Origin of the sequence: Enterobacter sp. JBIWA008 (genome assembly GCF_019968765.1) — a bacterium.
Taxonomy (GTDB): Bacteria; Pseudomonadota; Gammaproteobacteria; order Enterobacterales; family Enterobacteriaceae; genus Enterobacter.
In genome coordinates, this window is the sequence record NZ_CP074149.1 from 3,832,991 (window position 1) to 3,853,746 (window position 20,756).

Annotated in this window: 16 protein-coding genes; 6 read left to right on the plus strand and 10 right to left on the minus strand. The window is 55.8% G+C overall.

The genetic code is table 11. From position 1 onward, the window contains the following. Positions 1-49: 49 nt before the first annotated feature. On the plus strand, positions 50-1,093 hold the full coding sequence (locus tag KGP24_RS18540) for an aminopeptidase (RefSeq protein WP_223561404.1): 1,044 nt from the start codon (positions 50-52) through the stop codon (positions 1,091-1,093). Positions 1,094-1,165: 72 nt separating this feature from the next. Here KGP24_RS18540 and cysH read toward each other — a convergent pair whose 3' ends face one another. The 3 genes from cysH to cysJ are packed head-to-tail and all read right to left on the minus strand — an operon-like array spanning position 1,166 to position 5,433. Continuing rightward, entirely contained in the window at positions 1,166-1,900 is a 735-nt protein-coding gene (gene cysH, locus KGP24_RS18545; RefSeq protein WP_223561405.1) for a phosphoadenosine phosphosulfate reductase, read from the minus strand. A 15-nt stretch (positions 1,901-1,915) separates the two neighbouring features. Next, positions 1,916-3,628 (minus strand): assimilatory sulfite reductase (NADPH) hemoprotein subunit, encoded by a 1,713-nt coding sequence (cysI, locus tag KGP24_RS18550; protein ID WP_029741545.1) that lies wholly within the window; start codon positions 3,626-3,628, stop codon positions 1,916-1,918. Continuing rightward, the gene (cysJ, locus tag KGP24_RS18555) at positions 3,628-5,433 is read right to left on the minus strand and encodes an NADPH-dependent assimilatory sulfite reductase flavoprotein subunit (RefSeq protein WP_223561406.1); all 1,806 of its coding nucleotides are present in this window, start codon (positions 5,431-5,433) and stop codon (positions 3,628-3,630) included. The genes cysI and cysJ overlap by 1 nt, the downstream gene beginning before the upstream one ends. Before the next feature lie 306 nt (positions 5,434-5,739). Between cysJ and queD the strand changes: the two genes are divergently transcribed. After that, positions 5,740-6,102, plus strand: a complete 363-nt coding sequence (queD, locus tag KGP24_RS18560; protein WP_010434567.1) for a 6-carboxytetrahydropterin synthase QueD — start codon at positions 5,740-5,742, stop codon at positions 6,100-6,102. Here the strand turns inward: queD and KGP24_RS18565 are convergent. Then, the gene (locus KGP24_RS18565; RefSeq protein WP_223561407.1) at positions 6,087-8,438 is read right to left on the minus strand and encodes a helix-turn-helix domain-containing protein; all 2,352 of its coding nucleotides are present in this window, start codon (positions 8,436-8,438) and stop codon (positions 6,087-6,089) included. The two genes, queD and KGP24_RS18565, sit on opposite strands and share 16 nt — an antisense overlap. Before the next feature lie 170 nt (positions 8,439-8,608). Between KGP24_RS18565 and KGP24_RS18570 the strand changes: the two genes are divergently transcribed. Together KGP24_RS18570 and KGP24_RS18575 are read left to right on the plus strand one after the other, a co-directional pair. Next, positions 8,609-9,778, plus strand: a complete 1,170-nt coding sequence (locus KGP24_RS18570; protein WP_223561408.1) for a M20 aminoacylase family protein — start codon at positions 8,609-8,611, stop codon at positions 9,776-9,778. A 25-nt stretch (positions 9,779-9,803) separates the two neighbouring features. Next, a complete protein-coding gene (locus tag KGP24_RS18575; RefSeq protein WP_223561409.1) occupies positions 9,804-11,201 on the plus strand; it encodes an MFS transporter in 1,398 nt (465 codons plus the stop codon). Between the two features lie 17 nt (positions 11,202-11,218). Here the strand turns inward: KGP24_RS18575 and queE are convergent, their stop codons facing one another. From queE to KGP24_RS18590, 3 genes are read right to left on the minus strand one after another with little or no spacing between them, the layout of a single operon-like run. Then, positions 11,219-11,890 (minus strand): 7-carboxy-7-deazaguanine synthase QueE, encoded by a 672-nt coding sequence (queE, locus tag KGP24_RS18580; protein WP_023333236.1) that lies wholly within the window; start codon positions 11,888-11,890, stop codon positions 11,219-11,221. A gap of 54 nt (positions 11,891-11,944) precedes the next feature. After that, positions 11,945-12,652 (minus strand): N-acetylmannosamine-6-phosphate 2-epimerase, encoded by a 708-nt coding sequence (locus KGP24_RS18585; RefSeq protein ID WP_223561410.1) that lies wholly within the window; start codon positions 12,650-12,652, stop codon positions 11,945-11,947. Further along, positions 12,652-14,211 (minus strand): PTS transporter subunit EIIC, encoded by a 1,560-nt coding sequence (locus tag KGP24_RS18590; RefSeq protein WP_223561411.1) that lies wholly within the window; start codon positions 14,209-14,211, stop codon positions 12,652-12,654. Before KGP24_RS18590 ends, KGP24_RS18585 begins: the two co-directional genes overlap by 1 nt. Positions 14,212-14,376: 165 nt before the next feature. Here KGP24_RS18590 and KGP24_RS18595 point away from each other — a divergent pair, with 165 nt between their 5' ends. Continuing rightward, the gene (locus tag KGP24_RS18595; protein ID WP_223561412.1) at positions 14,377-15,201 is read left to right on the plus strand and encodes a MurR/RpiR family transcriptional regulator; all 825 of its coding nucleotides are present in this window, start codon (positions 14,377-14,379) and stop codon (positions 15,199-15,201) included. Positions 15,202-15,559: 358 nt separating this feature from the next. Next, a complete protein-coding gene (locus KGP24_RS18600) occupies positions 15,560-16,669 on the plus strand; it encodes an SDR family oxidoreductase (protein WP_223561413.1) in 1,110 nt (369 codons plus the stop codon). A gap of 53 nt (positions 16,670-16,722) precedes the next feature. On the opposite strand, the gene eno is transcribed toward KGP24_RS18600, so the two are convergent. The 3 genes from eno to mazG form a co-directional block, all read right to left on the minus strand. Next, positions 16,723-18,021 (minus strand): phosphopyruvate hydratase, encoded by a 1,299-nt coding sequence (gene eno, locus KGP24_RS18605; protein WP_023309012.1) that lies wholly within the window; start codon positions 18,019-18,021, stop codon positions 16,723-16,725. Positions 18,022-18,103: 82 nt separating this feature from the next. Beyond that, the gene (pyrG, locus tag KGP24_RS18610) at positions 18,104-19,741 is read right to left on the minus strand and encodes a glutamine hydrolyzing CTP synthase (RefSeq protein ID WP_023309013.1); all 1,638 of its coding nucleotides are present in this window, start codon (positions 19,739-19,741) and stop codon (positions 18,104-18,106) included. A 223-nt stretch (positions 19,742-19,964) separates the two neighbouring features. Beyond that, positions 19,965-20,756 (minus strand): nucleoside triphosphate pyrophosphohydrolase, encoded by a 792-nt coding sequence (mazG, locus tag KGP24_RS18615; protein ID WP_223561414.1) that lies wholly within the window; start codon positions 20,754-20,756, stop codon positions 19,965-19,967.

Here is a 20,756-nt window from a genome sequence, read left to right on the forward strand (position 1 = left end):
AGTTTCATACTAAGCGGGTTATTATTTTGCTCAGTTTTAAGGACTCACTATGTTTTCCGCAACGCGCCACCGTATTGCTGCCCTGGCGCTCGGCGTTTGCTTTATCCTTCCGGCTCAGGCAAAAAATCAACCTTATGGTGAAATCGCCACTACGCAGGCGCGGCATATTGCCACAGTCTTCCCAGGCCGCATGACCGGCTCGCCTGCAGAGATGCTCTCAGCGGACTATCTTCGACAGCAGTTTGCCGACATGGGCTACCAGAGCGATATCCGGTCGTTTCACAGCCGCTACGTCTATACCTCACGAAATAAAACGAAAAACTGGCATAACGTGACCGGCAGTACGGTTATCGCGGCGCATGAAGGTAGAGCTGCTGAACAGATTATTATTATGGCGCACCTTGATACCTACGCCCCGATGAGTGACGCCGACACGGATAACAACCTCGGCGGGCTGACGCTGCAGGGCATGGACGACAACGCGGCGGGACTGGGCGTAATGCTCGAACTGGCCGAGCGGATGAAAGATATTCCAACCCAATATGGTATTCGTTTCGTGGCCACCAGCGGTGAAGAAGAGGGCAAACTCGGCGCTGAGAATCTCCTTAAACGTATGAGCGCTGAGGAGAAGAAAAATACGCTGCTGGTGATCAACCTCGATAACCTGATCGTCGGCGATAAGCTTTATTTCAACAGCGGGCAGAGTACGCCGGGACCCGTGCGGAAACTGACGCGAGACCGGGCGCTGGCGATAGCCCGCAGCCATGGCGTTTTTGCCACGACCAATCCGGGCGGGAATCCTGCTTTCCCACGCGGAACAGGCTGCTGCAACGATGGGGAAGTGTTCGATAAGGCGGGCATTCCGGTGCTGTACGTGGAAGCGACAAACTGGGCGCTGGGCAAAAAAGATGGCTACCAGCAGCGGGCTAAATCGAAAGCCTTCCCGGACGGGACGAGCTGGCACAACGTAATGCTGGATAATCAGCAGCACATTGACAGCGCGCTGCCGCAGCGGATTGAGCACCGCAATCGTGATGTGGTGAAGGTGATGCTGCCGCTGGTGAAGGAGCTGGCGAAAGCGGGAAAAGCCTGAGGTTTTTAAGCAATAGCGCGGCCTGATGCCCTCACCCCAACCCTCTCCCACAGGGAGAGGGAGGATAAGGAATCACCCTTCGTGCAGCCCGCACTCGCGCTTCAGCCCGAAGAATCGCGTCTCTTCTTCCGCCATTCCCGGCTCCCATTTGCGCGTGGTGTGGGTGTCGCCCACCGACAGATAGCCCTGATCCCACAGCGGATGGTACTTTAGCCCGTGTTTTTGCAAATACTGATACACCGTCCGGTTATCCCAGTCGATAATCGGCAGCACTTTAAATACCCCGCGCTGCACCGCCAGCACCGGTAAGGTCGCCCGGCTGCCGGACTGCTCGCGGCGCAGGCCCGCAAACCACGTCTGCGCATTAAGCTCTTTCAGCGCCCGGTTCATTGGCTCAACTTTGTTGATCTCATTATATTTCTCAATGCCCTCAACGCCCTGCTCCCACAGCTTGCCGTAGCGCGCCTCCTGCCAGGCCGCGCTTTCCGTCGCGCGGTAAACTTTGAGGTTCAGCTTGAGCCTGTCCGTCAGCTCGTCAATAAACTGGTAGGTTTCCGGGAACAGGTAGCCGGTATCGGTGAGGATCACCGGAATGTCCGGACGGATCTGATTCACCAGATGCAGGCTGACCGCCGCCTGAATACCAAAGCTCGACGAGAGCACATAGTCTCCCGGCAGGTTTTCCAGCGCCCACGCCACGCGCCCTTCGGCGTCCAGCTTTTCAAGGTGGGCATTGGTTTCTGCCAGCGCCAGAATGCGTTCGACTTTTGGCAGGTCATTAAGGGCGTTTAGATCGAGTACGGACATAATTACCTCTCGTGGTTACTCCCAGAAATCCCTTGCGGGATCGAGCACCGGGCGAATGATGCCCGCACGCACCGTAAAGTCGCCGAAGCCTTCACCCGCTTCGCGCTCTTTCGCCCAGCGCCCGACAAGCTCGTCGATGGAATCAAGAATTTCCGGTTCCGTAATATTTTCACGGTACATACGCGGAATGCGCGTCCCCATACGGTTGCCGCCAAGGTGCACGTTGTAACGGCCCGGCGCTTTGCCTACCAGACCCAGCTCGGCTAGCATCGCGCGACCGCAGCCGTTCGGGCAGCCGGTGACGCGCATAACAATATGCTCGTCCGGAATACCGTGTTTTTCCAGAATCGCTTCTACCTTGTCAGTGAATGACGGCAGGAAACGTTCCGCTTCGGCCATCGCCAGCGGACAGGTCGGGAACGACACGCAGGCCATCGAGTTTTCACGCTGCGGCTTAACCGCATCCATTAACCCGTGATCGCGCGCCAGCTTCTCGATCTTCGCCTTCTGGCTCTCCGGCACGCCGGCAATAATCAGGTTCTGGTTAGCGGTAATGCGGAACTCGCCTTTATGGATCTTAGCAATTTCCAGCAGACCGGTTTTCAGCGGACGGCCCGGATAATCCAGAATACGGCCGTTTTCGATAAACAGCGTCAGGTGCCATTTATTGTCGATACCTTTCACCCAGCCAATACGATCGCCGCGACCGGTGAATTCGTAAGGGCGGATCGGCTCAAATTTGATCCCCGCCCGACGCTCTACTTCCTCTTTGAACGTCTCCACGCCCACGCGCTCCAGGGTGTATTTGGTTTTCGCGTTTTTACGATCGGTGCGGTTGCCCCAGTCGCGCTGGGTGGTTACTACCGCTTCCGCCACGGCCAGCGTGTGCTCCAGCGGCAGGAAGCCGAACTCGCTCGCTGTGCGGGCGTAAGTTTTCTTGTTGCCGTGCTCAATGGACAGGCCGCCGCCCACCAGCAGGTTAAAGCCAATCAGCTTGCCGTTTTCGGCAATCGCCACGAAGTTCATGTCGTTGGCGTGCAGATCGATATCGTTCTGCGGTGGGATCACGACCGTGGTTTTAAACTTACGCGGCAGATAGGTCTGGCCGAGGATCGGTTCTTCATCCGTGGTCGCGACTTTTTCCTGATCGAGCCAAATCTCCGCATAGGCGCGCGTGCGCGGCAGCAGGTGCTCAGAGATCTTCTTCGCCCACTCATAGGCTTCGGCGTGCAGCTCGGACTCATACGGGTTCGAGGTGCAAAGCACGTTACGGTTCATGTCGTTGGCGGTCGCCAGCGCGTCCAGCCCGACGGAGTGCAGCATCTGATGCACCGGCTTGACGTTCTTCTTCAGAATGCCGTGGAACTGGAAGGTCTGACGGTTGGTCAGGCGGATGCTGCCGTAGATCGTGTTTTCACCCGCAAACTTGTCGATGGCCTGCCACTGTTTGGTGGTGATCACCCCGCCCGGCAGACGGCAGCGCAGCAGCATCGCATGACGCGGCTCCAGCTTCTGTTCAGCACGCTCGGCGCGGATATCGCGATCGTCCTGCTGGTACATACCGTGGAAGCGGATCAGCAGGAAGTTGTCGCCTTTGAAACCGCCGGTGAGACCGTCATTCAGATCTTCAGCAATGGTGCCGCGCAGATAGTTGCTTTCCAGCTTCATGCGCTCGGCGTCTGTCAGTTTACCTTCGACCACCAGTGGCCCTGGATGTTTTTCGCTCATTAGTAGACATCTCGCTGATAACGGCGCTCAACGCGCAGCTCACTTAAAAATTCATCCGCCGTTTCGGCATCCATACCGCCGAACTCGGCAATCACTTCCAGCAGTGCCTGCTCAACGTCTTTCGCCATGCGATTGGCGTCGCCGCAGACATAAATGTGTGCACCGTCATTGATCCAGCGCCACAGCTCTGCGCCCTGTTCGCGCAGTTTGTCTTGTACGTATACTTTTTCTTTCTGGTCGCGGGACCAGGCCAGATCGATGCGGGTCAGCACGCCTTCTTTCACATAGCGCTGCCACTCAACCTGGTAGAGGAAATCTTCGGTAAAGTGCGGGTTACCGAAGAACAGCCAGTTTTTACCCGGCGCTTCATCTGCCGCGCGCTGCTGCATGAAGGCGCGGAAAGGCGCAATGCCGGTGCCTGGGCCAATCATGATGACCGGCGTTTCCGGGTTCGCTGGCAGGCGGAAGTTGTCGTTGTGCTCGATAAAGACGCGCACTTCGCCCTCTTCTTCCACACGGTCCGCCAGGAAGCTCGACGCCCCACCCGCGCGGGCGCGGCCTTCGATGTCGTAGCGCACCACGCCGACGGTAACATGCACTTCACTCTCCACTTCGGCCTGCGAAGAGGCGATGGAGTACAGGCGCGGCGTCAGCGGACGCAGCAGGCCGATCAGCGCATCGGCATCCAGCTGAGCCGGAGAGAAACGCACCATATCGACAATCGGCGTCGTCGCCGCGTAATGCTGCAGCTTCGCCTTGTCGCCCACCAGCGGCAGCAGGGATTCGCTGCGCGTTAAGGTGGCATAATTTTCGACGATATTCGGGGTGTTCACCGTCAGCTCAAAATGCCACTGCAGCGCTTCAGAAAGTGACAGCGTTTTGCCGTCAACGGTGACAGGCTCGTCGCCTTTGAGCCACAGCAGCTCAACCAGCTCTTTTACCAGCGCCGGATCGTTCTGATACCAGATACCGAGCGCATCGCCCGGCTGATAGCGCAGGCCAGAGTCGCCGAGATCGATCTCGATATGACGCACGTCTTTTTCCGAGTCGCGTCCGGTAATTTTCTGGTTCACCGACAGGCTCGCCGTCAGCGGCGCCTCTTTGGTGTACGGGCTGGTGTGAATGTCGTTGACGGCACCCGTCGCGGTGAACGCGGCCTGCGCCGACGTCTCTTTCGGCACGCGCGCTTTTAGCACTTCAACGATGCGGGCGCGCCATTCGGCGGCGGCGGTCTGGTATTCGACATCCGCGTCAACGCGGTCCAGCAGGCGCTCCGCGCCCAGCTCCGCCAGCCTGCTGTCGAAGTCTTTACCGGACTGGCAGAAGAATTCATAGGAGGTATCGCCCAGGCCAAAGACGGCAAACGCCGTGCCGTCCAGCTTCGGCGCTTTTTTCGAGAACAGGAACTTATGCAGCGCCACCGCTTCTTCAGCGGGTTCACCTTCACCCTGGGTAGAGGCGACAACCACCAGCAGTTTTTCTGACGCGATTTGCTTAAATTTATAATCCCCGGCGTTGACCAGGTTCACGTTCAGTTTGGCGGCCAACAGGTCGTCACGCAGCGCCTCGGCAACGCGGCGCGCATTGCCCGTCTGCGAGGCCGAAATCAGGGTAATGGCCGGAATTTCAACCGCCGTTACCGGTGCACCCGCCACAGCGCCAGGCTGCTGATTGAGCATTCCCCAGAAATAACCGGAGACCCAGGCAAGCTGAGTGGGAGAAAAATCAGAGGTGGCAGCCTGAAGGCGCGCCAGTTGCTCCGGGTTCAGGGGAAGCAAATTTGAAGGTGGGGCCTGTGTTGTCATGCGTCGTTATGTTCCAGTAGCCAAGCGGACTTTAAGCGAATAAATCCAAACTGAAGATAAGGTTAACGGCGAGGATAATAACAATTAAAGAAGGGATGGAAATAATAAATAACCAAATGGACTAACCTGTTTTACTTATCGTTCTTAACAGTAAAAGCGATTAATCAACTCGTTGAAATATAATATGAAAATCAACAAAAACTGGACGTTTAGCGGCTCAGTACCTATTGAGCCGTTTTAGTTAATGCTAAAAATTGTGCTTTCCGGTACTATGCGGCGGTTTTTTCCGCATTACTGAGAGCGATCATGTCCACCACACTGTTTAAAGATTTCACCTTCGAAGCCGCCCACCACCTTCCGCATGTCCCTGAAGGGCATAAATGCGGCCGTCTGCACGGGCATTCGTTCATGGTGCGTCTTGAGATCACCGGTGAAGTTGATCCGCATACCGGTTGGATCATGGATTTTGCCGAGCTGAAGGCGGCGTTTAAGCCGACCTACGATCGTCTGGATCACTACTACCTGAATGATATCCCGGGCCTTGAAAACCCGACCAGCGAAGTGCTGGCGAAATGGATTTGGGATCAGATGAAGCCGCTGGTGCCGCTGCTGAGCGCGGTGATGATCAAAGAGACCTGCACCGCGGGCTGCGTCTATCGCGGGGAGTGATTCTCCTCTTCCTCACGCACGTTTAGCGGCGTGAACTCATAGAGCACAAGCGCGTTACTTTCCAGCGATTCTGTAATTTGCCAGCCGTCATAAAGCCGTTCATCGCGTAAGGAAAGCGTTGGGCGCGCTTTGTGCGCAATCCAGCGCCACATCTCCTCATCAGGCCCGCTGTCGCTGTGCACTTCTTCCAGCAACGGATAGAGCGCACCGTTGTGCCGATCGAACAAATGGCTCTTAATGCGCCAGTGGCCGCGCACTCCTTGCAGCTCAATGTGATACTGCTGGCGAAAACGCTGAATAAAAGCCTCCTCGCTCGAGAGCAGAGGATTGAAGACCACCACGTTACGCAACAGCAGCTGATATCGCCCCTGATGGCGGAGCAGCAGCACGCTCTTGTCGTTAACGAGCACCTCTCCCCGCAGACGCTGCCACAGCCAGAGTACCCAATAGATGGGCCGTGGAAGGCCGTGATTATATTGAAGCGCAAGGCTCGATGTATCGAGGGTGTTGTTCGCCCTCGCCTCCCCCTGTAAACCAGAATTCAGCCAGAATCCCGCCAGCCATACCTGTTCTGAAAGCCCGAGCAGATTCTGCATCAACAGCGCACCGCGAAAAAACCAGCCGTTGGTCGCCCGCGTATTCCCGGTAAGAGTATTCCACGAAAGTAACCATATCGGTAGCGTCAGCTGCCGCTGGCGAAGGGCGGCGAGGATCTGGCGGACCTTTAGCACGGGGTAATTTTCAGACGAGGAAAGATGCACGGGATCCAGCTGCGCCAGATCGAGCAGCTCGTTGGCATCTGCCTGACACGCGAGGAAATCAGCCTCGTCCAGAATGGACGAACGGAACAGCGCGTCACCGCTCAGCTCGCTTCCAACAGGGGAGAAGCGATGACACACCCCCAGTTTTGCCTGTGGAAGGTAGGCCCTCAGCGCCGCCCGCTGCGCCCGCCAGGCGTGCTCCTGGGTTTCCGCGTTTGCCTGGGGAGACCAGTGCATGACGACGTGCCAGCCAGCGGTAATGTCGGGCAAAAATCGGTTAACCGACAGCTGCAAAAAACGCGTCAGGAGATCGCATCGGGTAGTGACCCCCGTATGCAGCAGGACCGTCCAGCCTTTTTTCGCCACCCAGGTAAACAGTTGCTGCAGATGATACCAACAGGCGTAGCCCGCCATTTGGGGATCGTCCCATCCCGTGGCGAACAGACGGCTGCTGAGAAAAGGTTCGGCGATATCAATACCCTCAATCGGGATCGCCTCGTGTAGCGTCTCCAGATGCCGACGAACATCCTCCCGCAGCAAATCGTCGAGCTCGCGCACGGTGATGACCAGCCGCGTGCGGCGCAGCGCGGAAGAGAGCGGATAAAGCTGCTGCACATCCAGTATCCGTTCCTGACACGGGGTGTGGGTCAGCAGCGGCGTGGGTTCCCAACCGCGGGTCTCAGCGTCGTTAAGCAGGCTAAATAACGTATCCACCGCAACAGGGAAACGCTGTTCACCCACGGTCGTGCGCGGGCGGGGCGCAACGGGGGGATGACGCCTGGCCTTACGAAACTCACCCGGAGACATATTGTGATAGCGCTGGAAACTATCGGTCATCATACGTGTGCTGGCAAATCCGTTCTCCAGCGCAATCTGATGCAGAGGACGGCTGGTGAGACGCAGGGCGTCAGCCGCTTTTTCCAGCCGCAGGGCGGTGATGTACTGCATAAAACTGACTCCCGTCTCTTTTCGAAAGAGACGGGAGAGCCACGCTTCTGAGACGAACTCACTCTCTGCGATTTCGGCCAGCGTAATGCGGCGGGTGTAGCTGGCGTCGATCCGCTCCAGGACACGGGCGATGCGCTTGCTTACGTTCGCGTGCTGGTGCCGGGGTTTCTGGCGGGTGGGCTGCTGAAAGCGACCAATCAGCAGCAACAGGATCTCGCTCAGCCAGCGATTCGCCTCCAGCCGGTAGCGGTGCGGATCGTTGACCAACGTCACCACCAGCAACTGACGCAGCAGGTGCCGAAGCTCGTCACACAGCGGCCAGCGCCCGCCCGACTCCTCCGGAACCGCATAATCATGGGCAAAAAAATCGTTGTATAGCTGGATCACCCAGCGTCCGGAGAGAACGACACGCAGAATCACATTCGCGTTCTGGCTGATAAGCCTCCATCGCTGATGGCGGTTTATCACTGCAAGGCCATTTGTCGGAACCCTTTCTTGTCCCACCTCGGTTTGCAGTTCAGCTTGCCCTTCCAGGACCCACAGTATCGTCAGCGAATCGCCTTCATCCTGCGCGAACAGGCGAATGTCCTCAACGGCTATCGCAAACTCATTTCCACGATGTTCCATTCGCCCCTCCGCGAAGACAAAAAATGACGCACTCATTTTTGTCATAACTGAATCGTATGAAAAACAATCAGAAAAAAGGCGTCGATTTACAACAAAAAAGGGCATTTTCCGGCAATGCGATCGACATAAACTCGAAACTAACACCATTTGGCAGGAAAAGGATAACAAAAATGACACATCCAATTGTTGACGCGCTGCGAGGCTCCGAGGCCCAGTTCACTGAATTACGCCGCGAGTTTCACCGACATCCCGAAATCGGCTTCGAGGAGCACAAAACCAGCGACCGCGTCGCGGCACTCCTGAAGCAGTGGGGCTATGAGGTCCATCGGGGAATGGCCAAAACCGGGGTGGTCGGCACCCTTAAGGTAGGAAACGGCAACAAACGTCTGGGCCTGCGCGCCGATATGGATGCGCTGCCGATGCAGGAAAATAGCGGCAAAGCGTGGAGCAGCACGGTTGAAGGTAAATTTCACGGCTGCGGACACGATGGCCACACCACGACCCTGCTTTATGCCGCAGAGTATCTGGCCCGTACCCGCAACTTTAGCGGCACGCTGCATCTGATTTTTCAGCCAGCCGAAGAGCTGCTGTACGGCGGGCGCGTCATGGTTGAAGACGGCCTGTTTGAACAATTCCCCTGCGACCATATTTTTGGCCTGCATAACATGCCCTCCCAGCCGCTTGGGAAAATTGGCCTGCGCGATGGTGCCATGATGGCCTCCTCTGACACCGTTCATATTGAAGTAAACGGCGTAGGCGGACACGGCGCCGTTCCGGAACACACCGTTGATGCCACGCTGGTTGCCTGCCATATCACCCTCGCCCTGCAGTCGATTGTGTCGAGGAATATCACCCCATTCCAGCCGGTCGTCGTGACCGTGGGCAGCATCCAGGCGGGACATGCCCCGAATATTATCAACGATAAGGTATTAATGAAGCTGACCGTGCGCACGCTGGATGAAGCGGTGCGTCAAACCGTCCTGCAGCGAATCCACGACATTGCCGTGGCGCAGGCTGAGAGCTTCAACGCCACGGCCACGATTCGCCACGTTAACGGCAGCCCGGTGCTGCGCAATAGCCCGCAGGCCAATGACATGGTGCGCACGGTAGCGACCGACCTGTTTGGTCAGGATGCCGTTGCGTCGGTCAATGCGTTTATGGGGAGCGAGGATTTTGCGTTCATGCTCGAAAAAAATCCTCAAGGCTGCTACTTCACTCTCGGTGCCGGAGATGAGCCGGACCGCTGTATGGTGCATAACCCAGGCTACGACTTTAACGACAAGCTCCTGCTGACCGGGGCGGCGCTCTGGACTGCGTTAACCGAACACTATCTGCGCTGATTCGCGCCAATCTGAGGGCTGCACGATGAGTACCGTTCCACTGACAGACACGACGTCCTACGCCGGTAACGATCGGCTGCTGGCCGGTATTGTGATGAGCGTCCTGACATTCTGGTTATTTGCGCAGTCGGTGATTAACGTTGTGCCGGCAATGAAAAACAGCCTCGCTATCTCTCTTGAAACCCTTACGCTGGCGGTCAGCCTCAGTGCGCTATTCAGCGGCTGTTTTGTCGTTGCCTGCGGGGGATTTGCCGATAAGTTTGGCCGCGTGCGCATGACGTACATTGGCCTGACGCTGAGCATCATCGGCAGTGCCCTGCTCTTCGTGTCGTGGGAGCCCGTTCTGTTTTTGCTGGGGAGAGCGATACAAGGTCTGTCAGCGGCCTGCATCATGCCCGCCACGCTGGCGCTGATTAAAACCTGGTATCAAGGCAACGCTCGCCAGCGGGCAATCAGCTTTTGGGTCATCGGCTCATGGGGCGGCAGCGGCCTGAGCTCATTTGTCGGCGGCGCCATCGCCACCACGCTCGGCTGGCGCTGGATCTTTATTTTTTCCATCCTGGTGGCGGCGGTGGCACTCCTGCTGATTCGCGGTACCCCGGAAAGCCGAAGCGACGGCGCACGTCGCCATAAGCTGGATATTAGCGGCCTGGTGAGTTTTGTCCTTATGCTGGTGCTGCTGAACCTGTTTATCAGTAAGGGACACGGTTGGGGCTGGAGCAGCGGCCTGTCATTGCTGGTGCTGGGTAGCGCCGCGCTGGCAGCGGCCTGCTTCGTGCTCACCGGGCGACGCAAGGGTGATGCGGCGCTGATTGATTTTGCCCTGTTTAAAAACCGGGCCTACAGCGCCTCGGTATTCTCTAACTTTTTGCTCAACGGCTGCATTGGTACCATGATGATCGCCAGCATCTGGCTGCAACAAGGCCACCGTCTGTCGCCGCTGCAAACCGGCATGATGACGCTGGGGTATCTGATTACCGTGCTGGCGATGATCCGGGTGGGGGAAAAGCTGCTTCAGCGCTACGGCGCGCGCCTGCCGATGATGACCGGGCCGCTGCTGACCGCAACGGGCATCACGCTTATCTCCTGTACATTTTTAAGCAAGGAGATCTACATCGTCACCGTCTTTCTCAGTAACATTTTATTTGGGCTGGGGCTGGGATGTTACGCCACGCCGTCAACGGATACGGCGGTGATGAACGCGCCAGAAAACAAAGTCGGGGTGGCCTCTGGGGTGTACAAAATGGGCAGCTCACTGGGAGGAGCGATGGGGATCGCGGTTACCGCTTCGCTCTATGCACTGCTGCTGCCGCTGGGCATGGCCAGCGCCGCACAGTATGCGCTCCTTTTTAACAGCGCGATGTGTCTCGCTTCGGTGGGAGTGACCTGGGCGTTACTCCCTTCAGGTCGGGCCCCGCGATAGGCGGGGCCACGAAAGGGTCAGGCAATATTCAGGTACTTGTGCGTCTGCATCGACAGGCGCCAGTTACGCGCAATACAGGTTTCAATGCACAGGCGCGTCGCGTCGTCTTTCTGGCTGATCGGCTGTAGCGCAATGACGCGCTGCTTTTCATCCGTCAGCGTGGCCAGCAGCTCATCCAGCGCTTCGATATCACGCACGCGCCCTACCGGGTGCTTAATCTCATCCGCGCGTTCCAGCGCCTGAGACAGTACGTCATACCCGCCGCGCATATTCACTTTTGGCGATACCGTCACCCAGGTGGTGTGTGAACAGCGCACTTCATGGGTGCCGCTGGTTTCAATCTGGCAGCTGTAGCCGTTCTTTTCGAGCAGCTCGGTCAGCGGCGTCAGATCGTGGATGCAGGGTTCACCGCCGGTGATCACGACGTGGCGCGCCGTCCAGCCCTGACGACCAATAATGGCCAGCAGATCTTCTGAACTGCCCGCACCCCACTTATCGCTCTCTTTGGTTTTCGCCAGAATGCTAAACAGCGACACTTCCCGATCTGCGAGCTTATCCCACGTATGTTTGGTATCACACCAGGCACAGCCAACCGGGCATCCCTGTAAACGAATGAAAATAGCGGGAACGCCGGTAAAGTAACCCTCGCCTTGCAGGGTCTGGAACATCTCGTTAATCGGGTACTGCATAGTCATCTCAGTAAAGGGGATAAACGATAAGTATCGCAGATCCCCGCCGGATGGTCATGCTCCATCGGTGCTTTGCGCGCCAATCGCCGCCATAAAACGCTCGGTAATTTGCTGTGGACGGGTGATCGCGCCGCCGACAACGATCGTATGAGCGCCCAGCGCCAGGCATCTGGCCGCGCGTTCAGGCGTATCCACGTTGCCTTCGGCAATCACGGGAACCGTCACGGCGGCCAGCACGGCCTTCAGGAACGCGCAGTCGTTCTCCGGAAGCGAATGGCCCGCCGTTTCCGCCGTGTAGCCGTAAAGCGTGGTGCCGACGCAGTCAAAGCCAAGCGCCTGCGCCGTCACGGCTTCGCCCACGGTGGAAATATCCGCCATCAGCAGTACCGAGGGGTAGCGCGAGCGGATGCGCATGACCAGCGTTTCCAGGGACTCCCCACCGGGGCGCTCCCGCGCCGTCGCATCAAGCGCAATGATTTCCGGAGAGGCGGCCATGAGCTCATCCACCTCTTTCATCGTGGCGGTGATAAACACGTCGCTTTCCGGGTAATCCCGTTTGATGATGCCGATGACCGGCAAAGACACCTGCAGTTTAATGGCCTCGATATCCACCACGCTGTTGGCACGAATGGCAGCGGCTCCGCCCTGCGCCGCCGCCAGCGCCATCCGCGACATAATAAACGGGCTGTGCAGCGGTTCATTCTCCAGCGCCTGACAGGAGACGACCAGTTTTCCCTTCAGGTTATCCAGTACAGTTTTCATTACGATAAGTTCTCTTCCACTTCGTTTTTGATAATCGTGACGTGCGGGCCATAAATCACCTGAACACCGTTACCGCGCACGATAACACCGCGCGCGCCGGTGGCTTTCAGCGCCGCGTCATTCACTTTGCTGCCGTCCTTCACCGTGACGCGAAGCCGCGTGGCGCAGCAGTCCACCTCTTCCAGATTCTCTTTTCCGCCTAATCCAGCGATCACCGCAACGGCGCGCTCGCTCTGCGAGAAGGTCACTTCACTGGCCATCGCCTCCTTTTCCCGACCCGGCGTAGCAAAATCGAAGCGGTTAATCATGTAGCGGAAGGTGAAGTAGTAAAGGAAGAACCACGGCACTCCGACCAGCGGAACGAACATCCAGTTGGTTTTGGCCTCCCCCTGCAAAATGCCGAACAGCACGAAGTCGATAAAACCGCCGGAGAAGGTTTGCCCGATGGTGATATGCAGCATGTGTGCGAGCATGAACGCCAGCCCGTCAAACAGCGCATGAATGACGTAGAGCACCGGCGCAATAAACAGGAAAGAAAACTCGATAGGCTCGGTAATCCCCGTCAGGAACGAGGTTAACGCCGCAGAAAGCAGCAGACCCGCAACGCGCTTTTTGTTCTCGGGTTTTGCCGTGTGGTACATCGCCAGGCATGCCCCAAGCAGGCCAAACATCATCGTAATAAAGCGCCCGGACATGAAGCGTGACGTACCTTCGTAAAACTGACGCGTGGAAGGATCGGCCAGCTGGGCGAAGAAGATCCGCTGTGTGCCCTCAACGAGGTGACCGTTAACAATCTCACTACCGCCGAGCGCGGTGGTCCAGAACGGCAGATAGAAGATGTGGTGCAAACCAAACGGGCCCAGCATGCGTAAAATGAAGCCGTACAGCAGGGTGCCCAGATAGCCGGTGGCATCCACCAGCCCGCCGAGACCAAAAATCAGTTTCTGGAAATGCGGCCAGACCACGGTCATGAGCGCGCCGACGAGTATCGCCGCCAGCGAGCTGATAATGGGGACAAAACGCGAGCCGCCAAAGAACCCGAGGAACTGCGGAAGCGCAATTTTATTAAATCGATGATGGAGCGCGCAGGTCACCAGCCCAATCACCACGCCGCCAAACACGCCGGTTTCCAGCGTCTGAATCCCCAGCGTCATGCCCTGCCCCACGGCACCCGGGTTCTCGTGGGCCAGTTTGCCGGTGAGGATCAGCAGCGCGTTGATGGTGGCATTCATCACCAGAAACGCGAGTAGCGCCGCCAGCCCAGCCGTGCCCTTATCGCTTTTTGCCAACCCGACGGCAACCCCAACCGCAAACAGCACCGAGAGGTTCGCAAACACGATTGAACCGGCGCTGCTCATGATGGTGAAAATGGCCTGCAGCCAGTCCACATCTAAAAACGGATAAGCCGCCAGCGTGTTGGGATTCGATAACGCACCGCCTATTCCCAGCAGTAGGCCCGCTGCAGGCAACACGGCAATCGGCAACATAAAGGATTTCCCAAAGCGCTGCGCTTTTTCAAACCATCCCCCCGAAGAAGCGCCACTGAACATTTGCATCATTTTTTCATCTCCCCGTTAATTGATGAAAATTTTTACCATATAAACACTCAGCAGTGAAAGTTATCATCCAAAACCAGGACAACGATCATACTTTTTCAAAATGACTGGCATCTTTCCCCCGCTTTCCGCCACACTAGTCGCAGAGAAACGCATTAAGGATCGAGCATGTCAGAACATGAAAACCTGCTGCTGAAGCTACGCCAGGAGGCTTCCGGGTATAGCCCAACACAACAAAAACTCGGTGAGTTTGTCCTCAGCGATCCTGCCCGGGTGCTCTACCTGACGATCACCGAACTGGCGCGCGAGAGCCAGACCAGCGAGGCCAGCGTGACGCGTCTTTGCCGCACGCTGGGCTGCAAAGGCTATAACGAATTTAAAATGGCGCTTGCGCTGGATATTCAGCAGGGCCAGCCCGCGCGTCAGGCGGGGGATGAGATTGATAACGTCGTGGATGAGTCGGTGCAGGCTTTGCAGGATACCGCCAGACTCCTCGACCGCACGCTGCTTGAAAAGGCGGCGCTGGCGCTGCACCAGGCGCAATCCGTGCAGATTTATGGCGTTGCGGCCAGCGCAATCCTCGGGGAGTATCTGCATTACAAGCTGTTGCGGCTGGGCAAACCCGCGCAGCTGTTTAGCGATATGCACCGTGCGGCCATGAATGCGACAACGCTTTCGAAAGAGACCCTGGTCGTGGCTATCTCCAGCTCGGGTTCAACGCGGGATTTACTGCACGTGGTGAAGCTTGCCCGCAAGCGCGGCGTTAAGGTTCTGGCGCTCAGCAATACGCCCCGTAGTCCGCTGGCGTCCCTGAGCGACATGCAGCTGGTTGCAGCCAAACCAGAAGGCCCCCTTAGCGCAGGCGCACTCAATGCTAAGGTTGGGGTGATGCTGCTGGTCGAGCTGCTGACCACGTCCATGATTGCGCTGGATGGTCATTACGGCGACGTTAGCCAGCAAACAGCCAGCGCCACGCTTCCCCTTCTGCTCTAAAATTCATTAGCAGGCTAAATAAATCGGCCTGCGATCTATGTTGCTTGATTTTAGTTAAGTGGTATTTAAAACATTTATTCGATAAATGTTTGGTGTAACAAATTATTATATTTATTACGTTTTGAATTAAGTTCACCATTCGGTGGAGCCTCTACAAAAAACTTTAAATTCAATGAGTTAAAATTTAAATTTTAATAAAGTGAATTTTTACCATTGCGCTAATGTCCAATATCTCCACCCGTTTTCCTTTCCTTAAAATAAGCTTAAGACGCCATTGATTTCGGCGTTTTATTATTTAAATGCCGTTTACTTTTGCACGCCTACAATCCGCCTCATCAATCATAATGAGACGGTATTAATGAATATGTTATTGATTACAGGCGTGACCGGATTTCTGGGCGGTGCAGTACTTGAAAAAATCCTGACCAGCGATCAATCCGTAAAACTTCTTTTGCTTGCGCGCGCCGGCGATCCGCAGAGCGGGCTGGAGCGCGTGCAGGAGAACATGCGCAAGTTCAACGTTCCTGAGGACAAACTGGCCTCCCTGAGCGCGGATAATATCCTGATTGGCGATCTCAGCCAGCCGGATGATTTTCTGAGCGATCCTCGCCTGGATCGGGTCACGCATGTCGTTAACTGTGCGGCCGTCGCCTCATTTGGTAATAACCCGCTGATCTGGAAGGTCAACGTTGAAGGTACGCTCGCGCTGGCGCGCCGTATGGAGCAGGTCACAGGACTGCAACGTTTCCTCCACGTCGGCACCGCAATGTCATGCACGCCGGAGCAGGATTCACTGGTCGCCGAAAGTGCGGAATTCAGAGAAAATGCTGAACATCTGGTGGAATATACGTTTTCGAAGTCAACCATCGAACAGCTGATGCGCCAGGAGTGCCCTGACCTGCCGCTGCTTATCGCCCGTCCATCCATCGTTGTCGGCCATACCCGTCACGGCTGCACGCCGTCGAGCAGCATTTTCTGGGTCTTTAGCATGGGCCTGATGCTGCAGAAGTTTATGTGTTCAATGGAAGACCGAATCGACGTTGTTCCGGTGGATTATTGCGCCGAAGCGCTGTTAATGCTGCTCAACAGCAACGCTCGTCCGGGCGAAGTAGTACACATTTCCGCGGGAGAAGAGAACAGCGTTCGCTTTGCGGATATCGATCAGGCAATGGCGCAGGCGCTGGAGAAAGCCCCCGTCGGAGATAAATATGCGCAGGTCAGCTACGAAACGCTGGTCAGAATGCGCCGTGAGCTGAAACATATTTTTGGCCCGTGCAACGAACGTCTGATGCTGAAAGCCATGCGGCTATACGGTGCGTTTGCCACGCTTAACGTGCGCTTCAGCAACGATAAGCTGCTGAGCATGGGTATGCCGAAGCCGCCCCGGTTTACGGATTATATCGCCCGCTGCGTGCAGACCACCAAGGGGCTGACCATTCCGGAGCAAATGGCGGTCGATTTTAAATAGCCAAAAAAAATGCCAGTCATTCGACTGGCATTTTCATTTTAAGGCTTAAGCAATTATGCCTGGCCTTTGATCTCTTTCAGACCGTTGTATGGTGCTTTTTCGCCCAGCGCTTCTTCGATACGAATCAGCTGGTTGTATTTAGCAACACGGTCAGAACGGCTCATAGAACCGGTTTTGATCTGGCCTGCAGCGGTACCCACAGCCAGGTCGGCAATGGTAGCGTCTTCAGTTTCGCCAGAACGGTGAGAGATAACAGCGGTGTAGCCAGCGTCTTTCGCCATTTTGATCGCAGCCAGAGTTTCGGTCAGAGAACCGATCTGGTTGAATTTGATCAGGATGGAGTTAACGATGCCTTTCTCGATGCCTTCTTTCAGGATCTTGGTGTTGGTTACGAACAGGTCGTCACCAACCAGCTGGATTTTGTCGCCCAGTACTTTAGTCTGGTATGCGAAGCCAGCCCAGTCAGACTCGTCCAGACCGTCTTCGATAGACACGATTGGGTACTGTTTGGTCAGGTCTTCCAGGAAGTGAGTGAACTCTTCGGAGGTGAACGCTTTGTTGCCTTCGCCAGCCAGAACGTATTTACCGTCTTTGTAGAATTCAGATGCTGCACAGTCCATCGCCAGGGTGATGTCTTTGCCCAGCTCGTAGCCAGCAGCTTTTACAGCTTCTGCGATAACAGCCAGCGCTTCTGCGTTAGAACCCAGGTTTGGCGCATAGCCACCTTCGTCACCAACAGCAGTGTTCATACCTTTAGCTTTCAGAACTTTAGCCAGGTTGTGGAACACTTCAGAACCCATACGTACAGCTTCTTTCAGGGATTTCGCGCCAACTGGCTGAATCATGAATTCCTGAATATCAACGTTGTTGTCTGCGTGCTCGCCACCGTTGATGATGTTCATCATTGGTACAGGCATGGAGTATTTGCCTGGGGTGCCGTTCAGTTCAGCGATGTGCTCGAACAGTGGCATACCTTTCGCAGCTGCAGCAGCTTTGGCGTTTGCCAGAGAAACCGCCAGGATTGCGTTCGCACCGAAGTTAGATTTGTTTTCAGTACCGTCCAGATCGATCATGATCTTGTCGATGCCAGCCTGGTCTTTGGCGTCTTTGCCAAGGATTGCCTGAGCAATAGGACCGTTTACAGCGCCAACCGCTTTCAGTACGCCTTTGCCCAGGAAGCGGGATTTGTCGCCATCGCGCAGTTCCAGCGCTTCGCGAGAACCGGTAGAAGCACCTGATGGAGCAGCAGCCATACCAACGAAACCACCTTCCAGGTGAACTTCGGCTTCAACGGTCGGGTTACCACGGGAGTCGATGATTTCACGACCGATGACTTTAACGATTTTGGACATTAGATTTTCCTCAGTACAAGTTAAACTAAAACTCCAGACAAACAACGCGTACCAAAGGTACGCGTTGCCGTTCTAACTTTTTTTACTTCGCCTGACGCTTCTGGTAGTCGCTGGCGGCCTTCACGAAGCCTGCAAACAGCGGATGCCCGTCACGTGGCGTTGAAGTAAATTCCGGGTGGAACTGGCAGGCGACAAACCACGGATGGTTTGGCACTTCAATGATCTCGACTAACTGATCATCCCCGGAGCGGCCCGCAACACGCAGGCCCGCAGCTTCAATAGGTTTCAACAACATGTTGTTGACTTCATAGCGGTGACGATGGCGCTCGGTGATGACCGGCTCGCCATACAGCTTGCGAACCACGCTATCGTCAGACAGCTGGCAGGCCTGTGCGCCAAGACGCATGGTGCCACCCAGATCGCTCTTCTCGGTACGGACTTCGACGTTACCTTCTTCGTCACGCCATTCAGTGATAAGCGCCACAACAGGGTACTTACAGTCTGGCACAAATTCCGTAGAGTTCGCGTTTTCCATTCCCGCTACGTTGCGCGCAAATTCGATCAGCGCAACCTGCATACCCAGACAGATGCCGAGGTATGGAATATTGTTTTCACGCGCATAGCGCGCGGTGGCGATCTTGCCTTCTACACCACGGTAGCCGAAGCCGCCAGGGATAAGGATAGCATCCAGATCTTTCAGGATTTCAACGCCACGCGTTTCAACATCCTGCGAATCAATCAGCTTGATGTTCACGGAAACACGGTTCTTCAGACCACCGTGTTTCAGCGCTTCGATCACTGACTTATAGGCATCCGGCAGTTCAATGTACTTGCCGACCATACCAATAGTCACTTCGCCTGCCGGGTTCGCTTCTTCATAAATAACCTGTTCCCATTCAGACAGGTTAGCTTCCGGACAGTTCAAGCTGAATCGTTTACAAATATAATCGTCCAGGCCCTGAGATTTCAACAGGCCCGGGATTTTATAAATGGAATCGACATCTTTCATTGAAATAACGGCTTTTTCAGGCACGTTACAGAACAATGCAATTTTCGCACGTTCGTTCGCCGGAACTGCGCGATCGGAGCGGCAAACCAGGATGTCTGGCTGAATACCAATGGAGAGCAGCTCTTTCACAGAGTGCTGAGTCGGCTTGGTTTTCACTTCACCTGCGGCGGCCATGTACGGCACCAGGGTCAGGTGCATGAAAAGCGCGTGTTCACGACCAATATCTACCGCCAGCTGACGAATCGCTTCCAGGAATGGCAGGGATTCGATATCACCCACGGTACCGCCGATTTCAACCAGCACCACGTCGTGGCCTTCACCACCCGCAACAATGCGTTCTTTGATGGCGTTAGTGATGTGCGGGATGACCTGAACGGTTGCACCCAGGTAGTCACCACGGCGCTCTTTACGCAGAACGTCGGAGTAGATGCGGCCAGTCGTGAAGTTGTTACGACGGGTCATTTTGGTGCGGATGAAACGCTCGTAGTGGCCAAGATCCAGATCGGTTTCAGCGCCGTCTTCAGTAACGAACACTTCCCCGTGTTGGATTGGGCTCATGGTGCCCGGATCGACGTTGATGTACGGATCCAGTTTCATCATGGTCACATTGAGGCCACGGGCTTCAAGAATGGCTGCGAGGGAGGCTGCGGCAATGCCTTTACCCAGAGAGGATACGACCCCGCCGGTCACAAAAATATAGTTCGTTGTCATGCTGAACCTGAGAAGTTAGGGTGAAACGATGGAATAACCAGGACGGGAAAGTAGTATACCCGAACACGGCGAGCGCCACAAACTTTCATTCTCCGTCTCCATTCCAGGGCATGACAAACATAAGGAGTGAGAAAATAGCCCCTTTTGATTAAATGTTTTTGACGCAAATCAAGCGCTTGTCATTTAAAAAATCACACAAATTGCGCTTGATCGCAAAATCTCGTTAGAGATCAGATTCCTGGCGCTTTACTTCCTGCCAGACTTCTTCCATTGCCTCCAGGTCAATTCCGCTCATTTCCAGGCCTCGCGAGGCAACAATCCGCTCAACTTCGCGAAAGCGTCGTTCGAATTTTATGTTAGCTTTTTGCAGGGCGGTTTCCGCTTTTACACCCAGGTGGCGAGAAAGGTTGACGGTTGCAAACAGCAGGTCGCCCATCTCTTCCTCAAGCTTTGCTTCATCCACCACCGCCTGCTGCGCTTCGTGCATGACTTCGTCAATCTCTTCGTGCACTTTATCCAGCACCGGGCCGAGGGAGGTCCAGTCAAAACCCACGGCTGAGCAGCGTTTCTGGATTTTATGCGCACGCATCAGCGCGGGCAGGCTCAGCGGAATATCATCCAGCGCCGAGAGCTGAGATTTTTCCGCCCGCTCGGCGCTTTTGATTTGCTCCCAGCGGGCCAGCACCTCCGCGCTGTTCCCTGCGGTGGCATCGCCAAAGATATGGGGATGACGACGCTCCAGCTTGTCGCTAATGGCTGCGCAGATATCGTCAAAGTTAAAGCGCCCTTCTTCCTGTGCCATTTGCGCATAGAACACCACCTGGAACAGCAGATCGCCCAGCTCGCCGCGCAGGTCGTCAAAATCTTCACGGGAAATAGCGTCCAGCACCTCATAGGTCTCTTCAAGGGTGTACGGGGCGATGGTGGCGAAAGTCTGCTCTTTGTCCCACGGACAGCCGTTTTCCGGGTCGCGCAGGCGTTTCATGATGCCGAGCAGGCGGTCGATTTGAGTCAT